Here is a 13,300-nt window from a genome sequence, read left to right as displayed (position 1 = left end):
GCGGCACCCCGATGACGTGACAGAGATTCCAGAGAGGCACCGTCATGAGCAACAACCTCCCCAAGGTGGCATGGATCGGTCTCGGCATCATGGGCTCGCCCATGTCGGAGAACCTGATCAAGGCCGGGTACGACGTCACCGGTCACACACTGGAGCGGGACAAGCTGGAGCGCCTGGCCGCCGCCGGCGGCACCGCCGCCGCCTCGATCGCCGAGGCCGTGCGGGACGCCGACGTGGTGATCACGATGGTGCCCGCCTCCCCGCAGGTCGAGGCCATCGCGTACGGCCCCGACGGCATCCTGGAGAACGCGGGGTCCGGCACGTTGCTGGTCGACATGTCCTCGATCACCCCGCAGACCTCGGTGGACCTGGCGAAGGCGGCGAAGGGCAAGGGCATCCGGGTCCTCGACGCCCCCGTGTCCGGCGGTGAGGCCGGTGCGATCGAGGCCGTACTGTCGATCATGGTCGGCGGCGAGCAGGCCGACTTCGACGAGGCGGAGCCCCTCTTCGAGGCGCTCGGCAGGACCATCGTGCTGTGCGGTCCGCACGGTTCGGGCCAGACGGTGAAGGCGGCCAACCAGCTGATCGTCGCCGTGAACATCCAGGCGTGCGCCGAGGCCGTGGTCTTCCTGGAGCGGTCCGGTGTGGACCTCAAGGCCGCGCTCGACGTCCTCGGCGGCGGTCTCGCGGGTTCCACCGTACTGGCCCGCAAGAAGGACAACTTCCTGAACCGCGACTTCAAACCGGGGTTCCGCGTCGACCTCCACCACAAGGACATGGGCATCGTCACGGACGCCGCCCGCACCGTCGGTGCCGCGCTGCCCGTCGGCGCCGTGGTCGCCCAGCTCGTCGCCGGTCTGCGCGCGCAGGGCGACGGCGGACTGGACCACTCCGCGCTGCTGCGCGCGGTCGAACGCCTCTCCGGCGCGCGGATCTGAACCACGGCCGGGAACCGGCCCGGAACCGGCGGGGAGCGGGCCGGTTCCCGGCCGGACCCTCCCGGACTCACCTCACAGACCCCGTCCGGCGGCGCGAACGTACTGTCGCGCCCAGCCTCGCGCCGTCGGACGGCCACAACCCCGCAAGCCCGGCGCACCGGGTTCCGGGTGCGGATTCCGGCCGCGCGCAGGAGCCTGGGAGCATGGAGGCCGACAGCGTGGATTTCCCCAGGATCGTGGTGCACACCCCAGGGCTGGACGGGTCGCGGCGGGTCACCGAGGGCGACCGGGCCCTCGGCATCGCGTACCACCTCGACGACGTGGTCGAGATCCTGCGGCAGGCGGAGGTCGACCTCGACGTGATCGAGGTCGAGGAGAGCGACATCATCGACTGGCAGGGCGGTGGTCCCGACGACTGGCCCGGCCTCTCGGAGCACTCGGAGCACTCGGACGGATGAAGCCCGGGGGCACGGGTCCGCCGCCGCATTCCGAACGTGGGCCGCGAGGCGCGAGGCGAAACGGGCGGCAAACGGACTCCGTCCGTACACAAGCGGGCGTAGAACGCCTACGGAACCCTCAAATCAACCTCTGAACACCGCCTCAGGGTCTTCACGTCACGCCGGATGAGGCACATCCTCGGCACACGGGGCCCGCCGGCACGGGGGCGGCGGGTCCCGAACGGGGGGTACGGGGGCACGGGGGAAGCACCATGAGTGGGAGCGCGGCGGTCAGGCTCGGGCCTCGGACCGTCGCGCTGCCGCGTGTGGGCCCGCGGGACCGTGACGGTCGCGGCGGACCGCAGGAGCGCGAACGACCCTGAGGCGGTCGAGGCGGAGGCAGCGGCTTCACCTGCGGCGGGGCCGGCTGGGGAGGCGGCGCTCACCGATACTCACCGCCCGCGGATTCTCCAGGAACGGCAGGATGTGCCGCAGGAAGAGATCCGGGCGTTCGTTGTACGGCTCGTGGGCTGTGGGCAGCAGAACACTCGACGTCCCTGCCGGGAGCAGACGTCGGGCGCGCCGGCCGTCGAGGAGGGCGGGGACGACCGGGTCCCGGCTCCCCCACACGAGCAGGATCGGCAGATCCAGGGCGGCCGGGTCCGCGAGACCGAAGTCGGGGTCGGCGAGACCGCGCCAGACGGCGCAGTGCACCGCCAGTCTTCGCTCGTCATGGGGCAGCCGGCGGACGCGGGCGTACGTCTCCCGCGCGCTCGGCGTGCCCAGCCGGCCCAGGTAGGCGCGGGCGAGTGGGACGACGAGCCGACGGGCGCGGGCGGGACGGCCCATCACCTCGCGGCAGAACCAGCGGGTGAGCGCGGTGTGCCGGGTGAAGCCCGCGGGGTCCACCAGGACGAGGGCGGTGACGGACGCGGCGCGCGGGCCCTCGGCGAGGCGGCAGGCGACATAGCCGCCGACGCTGTTGCCGAGCACGGCGACCTCCCGCACACCCTGCTCCTCGGCGAGCGCGTCGAGCACCCGCTGGGCGACCTCCACGAGCCCTTCGGGAGTGACCCGCCCGGGTTCCGGGGCGGTGGAGTCGCCGTACCCGGGCCAGTCCACGACGAAGGTGCGATACCGGTCGGCGAGGGCGGGCAGCACGGCGTCGAAGTCACGGCCGTCCCCCGGGTTGGCGTGCAGAAGCAGCAGCGCGGGGGCGTCCGGCGGGACGGGGGCACCCTCCGGCCGGGCGCCGGGAAACGGGGGACGGCAGCGTACGGCGATGTCGCCGAGGGGGGTGGGGACGGTCATCCGCATGGGGCGAGCATGCCGGACCCGCCCGCCGCTGGGAACAACGCGCGAGGGCGGCCCACTACTTGGAGCGGGCCGCCCTCGGCGTGCGGACGAGCGCCCGCGTCAGACCTTCAGTGTCCGGATCGAGGTGGGCGCGTGGCCCGGCTCGGTGGCGATCTCCTCGAACTCCACTACGTTTCCTATGTCGTTCGTCCGGCTCATGGCGATGTTGGTGACGCGCTCCAGGATCACCTCGACCACGACCGGGACCTGGAACTCGGCGGCCAGCTTCTTGGCCCGCTCGAAGGCGGCACCGAGTTCGCCCGGGTCGGTGACGCGGATCGCCTTGCAGCCGAGGCCCTCGACGACCTTGAGGTGATCGACGCCGTAGACGCCGAGTTCCGGGGAGTTGATGTTCTCGAACTCCAGGTTGACCTGGAAGTCGATGTCCAGGCCGAGCTGCGCCTGCCGGATCAGGCCCAAGTAGGCGTTGTTCACCAGGACATGGACGTACGGGATCCGGTGCTGGGCGCCGACGGCCAGTTCCTCCATCATGAACTGGAAGTCGTAGTCGCCGGAGAGGGCGACGACCTGAGCGCCGGGGTCGGCCTTGGCGACGCCGAGCGCGGCCGGGACGGTCCAGCCGAGCGGGCCCGCCTGGCCGCAGTTGATCCAGTGACGCGGCCGGTAGACGTGCAGCAGCTGGGCGCCGGCGATCTGCGAGAGCCCGATGGTGGTGACGTACCGGGTCTCCGGGCCGAATGCCTTGTTCATCTCCTCGTACACGCGCTGCGGCTTGATCGGGACGTCGTCGAAGTGCGTCCGGCGCTGGAGCGTGGCCCGCTTCTCCTGCGCCGAGGCGGCCCACCCGGAACGGTCGGGCAGCCTGCCCTCATCCTTCAACTCCCTTGCCACCTCGACGAAGAGCTCCAGGGCGGCCTTGGCGTCGGAGGCGATACCGAAGTCCGGGGCGAAGATCCTGCCGAGCTGGGTGGGCTCGATGTCGACGTGCACGAACTTCCGTCCGGCCGTGTAGACATCCAGGTCGCCGGTGTGGCGGTTGGCCCAGCGGTTGCCGATGCCGAGGACGAAGTCGGACTCCAGGAAGGTCGCGTTGCCGTAGCGGTGCGAGGTCTGCAGGCCCACCATGCCGGCGTTGAGCTTGTGGTCGTCGGGCAGCACGCCCCAGCCCATGAGCGTCGGGACGACCGGGGTCCCTGTCAACTCGGCGAACTCGACGAGGAGTTCCGCCGCGTCGGCGTTGATGACTCCACCCCCGGCCACGATCAGCGGGCGCTCGGACGCGTTCAGCAGTCCGATCGCCTTCTCGATCTGGGCGCGGGTCGCGGCTGGCTTGTACGCCCGCAGCGGCTCGTACGTGTCGGGGTCGAACTCGATCTCGGTGAGCTGGACGTCGATGGGCAGGTCGATGAGGACCGGCCCCGGGCGTCCGGAGCGCATGAGGTGGAAGGCCTGCTGGAAGACACCGGGGACCTGCGCGGCCTCCAGGACGGTGACGGCCATCTTCGTCACGGGCCTCGCGATCGAGGCGATGTCGACGGCCTGGAAGTCCTCCTTGTGGATCACCGCGGTCGGCGCCTGGCCGGTGACACACAGGATCGGGATCGAGTCGCCGGTCGCGGAGTAGAGGCCGGTGATCATGTCGGTGCCCGCGGGTCCCGATGTGCCGATGCAGACACCGATGTTGCCCGGGTGGGTACGGGTGTAGCCCTCCGCCATGTGCGAGGCACCCTCGACATGGCGGGCGAGGGTGTGACCGATCGCGCCGGACGCCTTGAGCGCGGCGTAGAAGGGGTTGATCGCCGCACCCGGGACGCCGAACGCTTCGGTCACGCCCTCGCGCCTGAGGATCTCGACTGCCGCGCGGGCAGCGGTCATACGAGCCATGGAGTACTCCTGCTTCGGCTGTCGGATTCGCACTCCCGTCGCGCCCCGCGGAGAGTCGCTTATTCCGTATTGCGGAAAGTTACTTCTACTATCTGGAAACAATCTAGGTGTCGGGGCAAGGAGCGTCAAGAGTGGGCGGCGCTGCGGACCGGGCCGGTGCGCGTCGCGGCGTTTCGCCGCCGGACGCCGTCCGGCAGGAGGACGATGGACGCGCTGACCCGACGTGAGCTTCTGGAGCGGTCCATGGCCGAGAGCGTGCCGGTGCGGTGCCCGGTCTGCCGCCGCGAGCACCTCTACGCGGCCCCGTCGTATCCGTGTGTGTGCGGAGCACCCGTGACGGCGCCGATCGACCGCGGCGCGGAGCCGAGCCCCGTCACCCACCGAGCGTGGGACGACGAGTGGACCGCGGTCCACTGCGACGCCTGCGACCGTCAGAGCCAGTGGCCGCACCCGGAACTGGGCTGCCCCTGTGGAACGACGCTGCGGATTCCGCTCCGCGGGCCACGAGATGAACGAGCCGTCGGCCGGTCACCGCGCGCCGAGACCGCGCCCGGCACGGCCGGGCCCCCGCGACGCGCCGGTAGCGACACGTCGGCGCCGGGCGCCGGAGCGGGCAGCCCTCCTGACGGCGGCGAGGCCGACGGTCAGGACCGTTCCCCGGACGGGACCGGAGACGACCATCAGGCCCCCGGCCAGGGCGCGGGCCCGGACAACGACCAGGACCAGGACCAGGACGAGAGCCAGGACCAGGGCCAAAACCAAAGACGGGACAGGGCCGCCGGAGTCGGCACGCCCCGGGACACCGCCCCGGTCCAGACCCCGGACCGGGGTGCCCGGGTCGGCGCGCCCCGGGGCATCGCAGGGAGCCGTCGTGACGGTTCCCCCGACCGCCGGCCTGCGTTCCAGCCGGTCACGATCCGTACCGCCCGCGACGCCGTCACCGCCGCCGCGCTCTATCTGGGCTGGCTCGGCTACCGCGACATCCGGCGCGCGGACCAGCGGCCCCCCTCCGGGATCGGGCTCGCCGCGCGGGGCATCCTGGCCCAGGTCGACCCCACCGTGCGGCCGGCCTCGCTGCGCGATGTGGAGTGTCTGTGGCTGACCGCCATGACGGAGTCGGCGGACTGCGTGTTCTTCTCCCTCGCGGGGTACGCCGACGACGCCCGCGCCCGCGCCGACACCCTCGGCGTCCCCCTCTTCGTCCTGGACCTCACGGGCACCCCGCAGCCGGTGAACAGCCCGGCCGACGAACTCATCGCCGTCACGGGCTGACCACCGGGCACGGGCAGGGGCACGTACGCGAGAACGGGCAGGGCACGAACCCGGGAACGGACACGGCACCGCACCGCACGGCACCGCACGGCACCGCACCGCACCGCACCGCACCGCACCCGGGTGCCTACTCCGCGTAGGTCTCCCGCAGTTCGATCTTCCGCACCTTCCCCGAGACCGTCATCGGGAAGGTCTCCAGGACGCGCAGCCGGCTGGGGATCTTGTAGTGCGCCAGCCGGCCCTCGCAGAAGGCACGCAGTTCGTCCAGGGTCAGGGGGTCGGCCGGATCGCGCGGGATGACACAGGCGAGCACTTCCTCGCCGTAGCGCTCGTGGGGGATGCCGACCACCTGGACGTCGGCGATCTTCGGGTGGGCGTACAGGAACTCCTCGATCTCGCGCGGGTAGATGTTCTCGCCACCCCGGATGATCATGTCCTTGATGCGGCCGACGATCTCGACGTACCCGTCCTCACGCATCACGGCGAGGTCGCCCGTGTGCATCCAGCGCCCCGCGTCGACGGCCTCGGCGGTCTTCTCGGGCTCGTTCCAGTAGCCGAGCATCACGCTGTAGCCACGGGTGCACAGCTCTCCCGCGGTGCCGCGCGGCCGCGTCACCCCGTCCACCGGGTCGACGACCTTCACCTCCAGGTGAGGCAGGACCCGGCCGACCGTGCCGGTCCGGTGTTCCAGGTCGTCGTCCCGGCGGGTCTGGAGCGAGACGGGCGAGGTCTCCGTCATGCCGTAGCAGATGGAGACCTCCTCCATGTGCATCTCGGCGACCACCCGTTTCATCACCTCGACCGGGCAGGGCGAGCCCGCCATGATGCCGGTGCGCAGGGTGGACAGGTCGTACGACCCGAAGTCCGGGAGGTTCAACTCCGCGATGAACATGGTGGGTACGCCGTAGAGCGATGTGCACCGCTCCTGCTGCACGGCCTTCAGTGTCGCCGCCGGGTCGAAGGACGGGGCGGGGATGACCACGCACGCGCCGTGCGAGGTGGCGGCCAGATTCCCCATCACCATGCCGAAGCAGTGGTAGAACGGCACCGGGACGCAGACCCGGTCCTGCTCGGAGTAGGCGATCAACTCACCTACGAAGTAACCGTTGTTGAGGATGTTGTGGTGGGAGAGCGTGGCCCCCTTGGGGAAGCCCGTGGTCCCCGAGGTGTACTGGATGTTGATCGGGTCGTCGCAGGACAGCTCGCTTCCGCGGGACCGGAGCTCCTCGTACAGGTCGGGTGTTCCGCGCCTCAGCAGCGCGTCCCAGCCCGGGTCGCCGAAGTACACGGTCTCCCTCAACCGCGGGCATCTGCGGCGCACTTCCTCGACCATCGCCCGGTAGTCGCTGCTCTTGTGGCTCAGGGAGGCGAAGAGCAGCGAGATCCCGGCCTGGTTGAGGACGTACTCGAGCTCGTGGGTGCGGTAGGCCGGATTGATGTTCACCATGACCGCGCCGATGCGGGCGGTGGCGTACTGGACGAGCACCCACTCCGGGCAGTTGACCGCCCAGATGCCCACCCGGTCGCCCTTCGCGATGCCACCGGCGAGCAGCGCGGACGCCAACCGGTCGACGTCCGCGCCGAATTGGGCGTACGTCCAGCGCCGCCCGGACGGCACGTCCACCAGCGCCTCGCGGTCCGGCCAGGCCGCGACCGCCCGGTCGAGGTTGGCCCCGATGGTGTCGCCGAGCAGCGCGGTGCCGCTCGTCCCGTGTGCGTACGACAGTTCACTCACCGGAAGTCCTCCTCGCGGTACTCGGCGTCCGAGCCGACGGCCGTGGCCTCGCGCAGCTCGATCCGGCGGATCTTGCCGGAGACGGTCTTGGGAAGTGCGCCGAACTCCAGGCGGCGGACGCGCTTGTACGGCGCGAGGACCGAGCGGGAGTGCTCGAAGAGCAGCTTGGCGGTGTCGGGGCCCGGCTCGTACCCGGCGGCGAGGACGACGTACGCCTTCGGGACGGCGAGGCGCAGTTCGTCGGGTGCCGGTACCACGGCGGCCTCGGCGACCGCCTCGTGCTCCAGGAGCGCGCTCTCCAGCTCGAAGGGCGAGATCTTGTAGTCGGAGGATTTGAAGACGTCGTCGCTCCGCCCGACGTAGGTGATGTATCCGTCGGCGTCGCGCGAGCCGATGTCCCCGGTGCGGTAGTAGCCGCCCGCCATCGCCTCCGCCGTACGGTCGGGGTCGCCGTGGTAGCCGGTCATCAGGCCCACGGGATGCTCGGACAGGTCGAGGGAGATCTCGCCCTCGGACGCGCCGGGCGCGCCCGAGACGGGGTCCAGCAGCTCGACGCGGAACCCGGGGCAGGGACGGCCCATGGAGCCGGTCTTGAGCGGCTGACCGGGGCTGTTGGACACCTGGACGGCGGTCTCGGTCTGCCCGAAGCCGTCCCTGATGGTGACACCCCAGGCGCGCCGCACCTGCTCGATGACCTCGGGGTTCAGCGGCTCGCCCGCGGCGACGACCTCGCGCGGCGGGGTCCGCAGCAGGCTCAGATCGGCCTGGATGAGCATGCGCCACACGGTGGGCGGGGCGCAGAAGGTGGTGACGCCGGCCCGGTCCATCTCGGCCATCAGGCGGCCCGCGTCGAAGCGGGTGTAGTTGTACAGGAAGACGGTCGCCTCCGCGTTCCACGGCGCGAAGAGGTTCGACCAGGCGTGCTTGGCCCAGCCGGGCGAGGAGATGTTCAGATGGACGTCCCCGGGCTTGAGCCCGATCCAGTACATGGTGGCCAGGTGGCCGATCGGGTACGAGACGTGGGTGTGCTCCACCAGCTTGGGCCGGGCGGTGGTGCCCGAGGTGAAGTACAGCATCAGGGGGTCGTCCGCGTGGGTGGGGCCGTCCGGCTCGAAGGCGGCGTCGGCGGCGGCCGTCTCCTCGTACGCCTGCCAGCCGGGGCATGTGCCGCCGACCGCGATACGGGTGTACCGGCCGGGTACCGCGTCGAACTTCGCGGTGTCCTCGGCCCGGACGACGACGTGCCGCACCCGGCCGCGCTCGACCCGGTCGGCCAGGTCGGCGGGGCCGAGGAGCGGGGTGGCCGGGATGACGACGGCGCGCAGCTTCATCGCGGCGAGGGCCGTCTCCCACAGCTCGACCTGGTTGCCGAGCATGACGAGGATGCGGTCCTCGGCGCGAACGCCCTGGGCGCGCAACCAGTTGGCCACCCGGTCGGAACGCTCGGACATCGCGGCGAAGGAGACCTCGACACGCTCGCCGTCCTCCTCCACGATGTGCAGGGCGGTGCGGTCGTTGTCCCGCGCGATGACGTCGAACCAGTCGAGGGCCCAGTTGAAGTGCTCCGGGCGGGGCCAGCGAAAGCCCTCGTACGCCGTGGTGTAGTCAGCGCGGTGCTCCAGCAGGAAGTCCCGTGCGGCGCGGAACTCGTCCGCCCTGCCCGTTGTCGCCGTCATGTGTCCTCCTCGTTGCCGGACCGCCGCCTACCATCGTGTATTCCGTGATGCAGGTCTCACCACCCCCGAACGGGGGTGCGTCGCGATGAAGGGGAGAGCAGGTGGCAGCAGACACGGCCGAGTCGGTGGAAGTGCGCGCCGCGCTGGTGCGGCTCCGCCGTGCCACGGGGCTGCCGGTCGCCTTCGGCGGCCTGGTCGACTCCGGCGGCCGGCTGGTGCGCATCAGTGAGCTGAGCGGTACGGCGACGCCCGCGCTGAGCGCGCTCGCGGTCTCCTCGGGCAACGGCCTGGGCGGCAAGGCGGTGGCCCTCGCCCGGCCCTGCGCGGTGAGCGACTACTCCGCGTCGCGGCAGATCAGCCACGAGTACGACACGGCGGTGGCGACGGAGGGGCTGTGTTCGGTCCTCGCGGTTCCCGTTGTCGTACGGCGGCGGGTGCGCGGGGTGCTGTACGGCGCCCTGCGGACGGCACAGCCCCTGGGCGACCGCACGCTGGGGGCGGCCGTCGCGGCGGCCCGGGACGTGGAGCAGGCGCTGGTCGTCCGGGACGAGGTGCGCGACCTGCTCGGCGTCGTCCGGGAGCCCGGTCCGGGGACGGGAGCGACGGGCGGCGCGGCGTGGGAGGAGGTCCGCGAGGCGCACGGGACGCTGCGGGCGCTCGCCCCGCGGATCGCCGACCCGCAGCTGCGGGCCGAACTCCTTTCCGCCTGCGGCCGGTTGGCCGAGGCGGCGGCACCGTCAGCGGGAGTGCCGCGCGAGGTCGGACTCGCTCCGCGCGAACTGGACGTCCTCGCCTGTGTCGCGGCCGGGGCGACCAACGCGGCCACCGCCGAACGGCTCGGGCTCCGGCCGGAGACGGTGAAGGGGTATCTGCGCTCGGCGATGCGCAGGCTCGGCGCGCACACCCGCCTGGAGGCGGTCGTCGCGGCGCGCCGGGCCGGTGTGCTGCCGTAGCGGACCCTGCGTTCTGGCGCTCGCCATTCAATCGGCCGGACCGTGAAATGACTTATGCGCGACATCTGTTATTTCCCTCACCACCCAGACTGTCCGAAATTCAAAGAGACATTGCCTAATATTGGCCACGACACGACACACGAGGGGAGCGGTGACCGTGCGAGGGGACTTCAAGGAACCTGCGAGACCGCGCCCCGACCTGGTCATCGGCCGGGAGGAGCTCTTCGCGCGGGCCCGCGAGCAGCTCTCCGGGGGCGGCAGTGTGCTCGTGCACGGGCCGGCGGGAATTGGAAAGTCGACCGTCCTGCGGGCGCTGGCCGCCGAATGCGCCGATTCGGCCCGCACCGTCCTGCGCTGCTCCGCCACCGAGTCCGAATCCCATCTCCCCTTCCTCGCGCTGGCCGACCTCCTCGGTCTGGTCGTCGACGAGATCGCCGACCGGCTGCCCGCGCCGCAGCGCACCGCGCTGGAATCGGCGCTCACCGGCCGCGGCGAATCCACTCTCCAGCGCGACGGTCTCGCGCTGCGGCTCGCGGTGCTGTCGGCGTTCCGCGCGCTGGCCGCCCAGGGGCCGGTGCTGATCGTCGCCGACGACCTGCAGTGGCTCGACCCGGCCAGCGCCGAGCTGCTCGGGTTCGCCGCCCGCAGGCTCGGCGGCACGCCGGTCCGCATGCTCTGCGCGGTCCGTACGGAGACCGAGCCGCAGGCACAGGACCACGACCGCTTTCTACGCGCGTCTCCGCCGGAGACCCTGGCCCTGCGGGTCGCCCCGCTGGCCCACGCCCAGGTGGCCGAACTCCTCGGACAGCGCGGCTACACCGGGCTGCCCCGCTCCACCGTGCGCGACATCCACCGCACCAGCGGCGGCAACCCGCTCTTCGCCCTGGAGCTGGGCCGCGCCCTCGCCGAGTCCCCGACCCGGCCGTCTCCCGGTGAGCCGCTCCCCGTGCCGACGTCACTGCGCGCGCTCGTCCTCAGCCGTCTGGACATGCTGTCCGCCGAAGCCCGCCGCACCCTGCTGGTGGTGAGCGCGGGAGCCCGCCCGACACTGGCCCTGCTGCACGCCGCGGGCCGGGAGAACGCCGAGGCGGAGACGGCCTCGGCCACCGCTCTCGGGCTCCTCGCCACCGAGCGCGAGACACCCGGCATCCGCTTCGCGCACCCCCTCGTCTCGGCCGCCCTGTACGCGGAGGCGGACGCCCAGGAGCGGCGCGCCGCGCACGCCGCCCTGTCCCGCGCGGCCTCCGATCCGATCGAGCGGGCCCGCCACCTCGCGCTGGCCACCACGGGCACGGACCCCGCGGTCGCCGCCCGGCTCGGCGAGGCGGCGACCGCCGCCCGTGACCGCGGCGCCCCCTCCGTCGCCGTCGGGCTCGGACTGCTCGCCGCCCGGCACACACCGGCCGACACCAGGCCGGGCCCGGACGAACGACGTCTGCAGGCGGCCGAGGACGCGCTGACGGCCGGGGAGACGGACCTCGCGCGGGACATAGCGCGTCAGGTGCTGTCCCGGGCCACCGCCCCCACCGACCGGGTCCGGGCCTGGATGGTCGTCGTCGACGCCGCCGGACAGGCCATGGCCGAGATCGACGCCGTCTTCCCGCAGGCCCTCGCCGACGCGGGTGACGACCCCGGCCTGGTCGCCCTCGTCCGCTACCAACTCGCCTGGCGGGCCCTGCTCATGGACGGCGAGATGGCCAAGGCACGCGAGGAGGCCGCCCGGGCCGCGCGGCTGGCGGCACGCGCCGGGGACCGGCGCACCGAACTCCTCGCGCTCGGCTTCCAGGCGCAGATGGAGACCCTGATGGGGCATCCGGACGCACCGTCGACCATCCAGCGGGCGATGCGCGAGCCGCAGGACCCCCGGGTCGCCTGCGACCACAACGGCGCCGGTGCCGCCCGCTTCCGCTGGCTCATCATGGGCGACCGGCTCGCCGAGGCCCGTACGGCCATCACCGCGCTGCTGCGCGAGGTGCAGCGGCGCGGCATGGTCGAGAGCGAGCTGCACTTCCTGCGCGGCCTCGCCGAGACCGAACTGCGCTCCGGTCACTGCGGCCGCGCCCTGGACCTGGCCCGGGAGAGCCTCAGGCTGGCCCGCGACACCGGCATCGGCGAGGCGGCCACCGCCATGTTCACCTCGCTCGCCGAGGCGGCGGGCGGTGACGTGGACCGGGCGCTCACCCTCGCCCACGAGGCGGTGGACCGCGCCGAGGAGGACGGCGACCTGGTCTACCTCTCGCGCGCGCTGGGCGCCCTCGGCCACGCCCAGCTGGTCGCCGGAGACGCGTCCGCCGCGGTCCACTCCCTGCGCCGGGTCCGGGAGTTGGAGGAGGGGCTCGGTGTCATCGACCCCGCCCGCGGCCGCTGGCACGGCGACCTCGCCGAGGCCCTGGTCAGGATCGGCGAGACCGCGGAGGCACAGGACGTCATCGACGTGACCCGGCGGCGCGCGCTGCGGCTGGAACGCGAGAGCGTGCTCGCCGTGCTCGACCGCGCCGAGGCCCTGGTCCGCGCGGCGCGCGGCGAACAGGGGCCTGCGGAGCGCCAGTTGGCCTCCGCTCAGGACCGCCTCGCCAAGCTGGGCTACGGCCTGGAGGAGGCCCGCGCCGCGTACGCCCTCGCCGATCTGCGCACCCGCCCCCCAGCTCTCGGCTTCGCTCGCGCAGGGGTGACCCCCGTCCCGGGGCCCACGTCCTACGACGAGGCCGCCCGCCTGTTTCGCCGTTGCCGGGCGCTGCCGTGGCTCCGTCAGGTCGAGACGGCGTCCGCGCCCCCTCCCGCCGCTCCGGCCACTCCGCCCCTCGCCTCCGTCGCCCTCAACGCCCTCGCGGCGACCGAGCGCCAGGTCGCCGCCCTCGTCATGGAGGGCGCCACCAACCGTGAGATCGCCGCACGCCTGTTCATCAGCGTGAAGACCGTGGAGGCCACCCTCACCCGGGTGTACCGGAAGCTGGGGATACGCTCGCGGGTGGACATCGTGCGGCTGGCCGCGGAACGCAGGGCCGACTGAGGGCTCCGGCCACCGGACGGGGTCTCCCCCCGTCCGGTGGCCGGGTCTCCCGCGGTCGGCCGGGTCTCCCGCGGTCGG

Annotated in this window: 9 protein-coding genes; 5 read left to right on the top strand and 4 right to left on the bottom strand. The window is 72.5% G+C overall.

Annotated features, from left to right (window positions below; genetic code table 11):
• Positions 1-44 precede the first annotated feature (44 nt).
• The gene (locus ACFYW8_RS36030; RefSeq protein ID WP_389088532.1) at positions 45-938 is read left to right on the top strand and encodes a 2-hydroxy-3-oxopropionate reductase; all 894 of its coding nucleotides are present in this window, start codon (positions 45-47) and stop codon (positions 936-938) included.
• Positions 939-1,141: 203 nt separating this feature from the next.
• A complete protein-coding gene (locus tag ACFYW8_RS36025; RefSeq protein WP_389088527.1) occupies positions 1,142-1,396 on the top strand; it encodes a hypothetical protein in 255 nt (84 codons plus the stop codon).
• A gap of 387 nt (positions 1,397-1,783) precedes the next feature.
• On the opposite strand, the gene ACFYW8_RS36020 is transcribed toward ACFYW8_RS36025, so the two are convergent.
• Both ACFYW8_RS36020 and gcl read right to left on the bottom strand, forming a co-directional pair.
• Positions 1,784-2,692 (bottom strand): alpha/beta fold hydrolase, encoded by a 909-nt coding sequence (locus ACFYW8_RS36020; RefSeq protein ID WP_389088522.1) that lies wholly within the window; start codon positions 2,690-2,692, stop codon positions 1,784-1,786.
• A 99-nt stretch (positions 2,693-2,791) separates the two neighbouring features.
• Positions 2,792-4,576, bottom strand: coding sequence for a glyoxylate carboligase (gcl, locus tag ACFYW8_RS36015; RefSeq protein WP_389088517.1), 1,785 nt, complete (start codon positions 4,574-4,576; stop codon positions 2,792-2,794).
• A 345-nt stretch (positions 4,577-4,921) separates the two neighbouring features.
• Here gcl and ACFYW8_RS36010 point away from each other — a divergent pair, with 345 nt between their 5' ends.
• Entirely contained in the window at positions 4,922-5,848 is a 927-nt protein-coding gene (locus tag ACFYW8_RS36010; RefSeq protein WP_389088744.1) for a hypothetical protein, read from the top strand.
• A gap of 127 nt (positions 5,849-5,975) precedes the next feature.
• Here ACFYW8_RS36010 and ACFYW8_RS36005 read toward each other — a convergent pair whose 3' ends face one another.
• Positions 5,976-7,583, bottom strand: a complete 1,608-nt coding sequence (locus tag ACFYW8_RS36005; protein WP_389088513.1) for an AMP-binding protein — start codon at positions 7,581-7,583, stop codon at positions 5,976-5,978.
• Positions 7,580-9,259, bottom strand: a complete 1,680-nt coding sequence (locus ACFYW8_RS36000) for an AMP-binding protein (protein ID WP_389088510.1) — start codon at positions 9,257-9,259, stop codon at positions 7,580-7,582. Before ACFYW8_RS36000 ends, ACFYW8_RS36005 begins: the two co-directional genes overlap by 4 nt.
• Positions 9,260-9,360: 101 nt before the next feature.
• Here ACFYW8_RS36000 and ACFYW8_RS35995 point away from each other — a divergent pair, with 101 nt between their 5' ends.
• Positions 9,361-10,212 carry a helix-turn-helix transcriptional regulator gene (locus ACFYW8_RS35995; protein ID WP_365868440.1) on the top strand — a complete coding sequence of 284 codons (852 nt, stop codon included), beginning with the start codon at positions 9,361-9,363 and terminating at the stop codon, positions 10,210-10,212.
• Positions 10,213-10,363: 151 nt separating this feature from the next.
• The gene (locus tag ACFYW8_RS35990) at positions 10,364-13,222 is read left to right on the top strand and encodes an AAA family ATPase (RefSeq protein WP_389088506.1); all 2,859 of its coding nucleotides are present in this window, start codon (positions 10,364-10,366) and stop codon (positions 13,220-13,222) included.
• Positions 13,223-13,300 lie beyond the last annotated feature (78 nt).

This window comes from Streptomyces sp. NPDC002742, from assembly GCF_042888885.1.
In the GTDB taxonomy this organism is placed as follows: Bacteria; Actinomycetota; Actinomycetes; order Streptomycetales; family Streptomycetaceae; genus Streptomyces.
Note: the sequence above shows the minus strand (reverse complement) of the source record. Positions and strands in the feature narration are given on the sequence as shown.

Excerpts from the sequence above, each read along its gene's own strand:
- ACFYW8_RS36030 (WP_389088532.1), top strand. The coding sequence starts at position 45 with ATGAGCAACAACCTCCCCAAGGTGGCATGGATCGGTCTCGGCATCATG.
- ACFYW8_RS36025 (WP_389088527.1), top strand. The coding sequence starts at position 1,142 with ATGGAGGCCGACAGCGTGGATTTCCCCAGGATCGTGGTGCACACCCCA.
- ACFYW8_RS36020 (WP_389088522.1), bottom strand. The coding sequence starts at position 2,692 with ATGCGGATGACCGTCCCCACCCCCCTCGGCGACATCGCCGTACGCTGC.
- gcl (WP_389088517.1), bottom strand. The coding sequence starts at position 4,576 with ATGGCTCGTATGACCGCTGCCCGCGCGGCAGTCGAGATCCTCAGGCGC.
- ACFYW8_RS36000 (WP_389088510.1), bottom strand. The coding sequence starts at position 9,259 with ATGACGGCGACAACGGGCAGGGCGGACGAGTTCCGCGCCGCACGGGAC.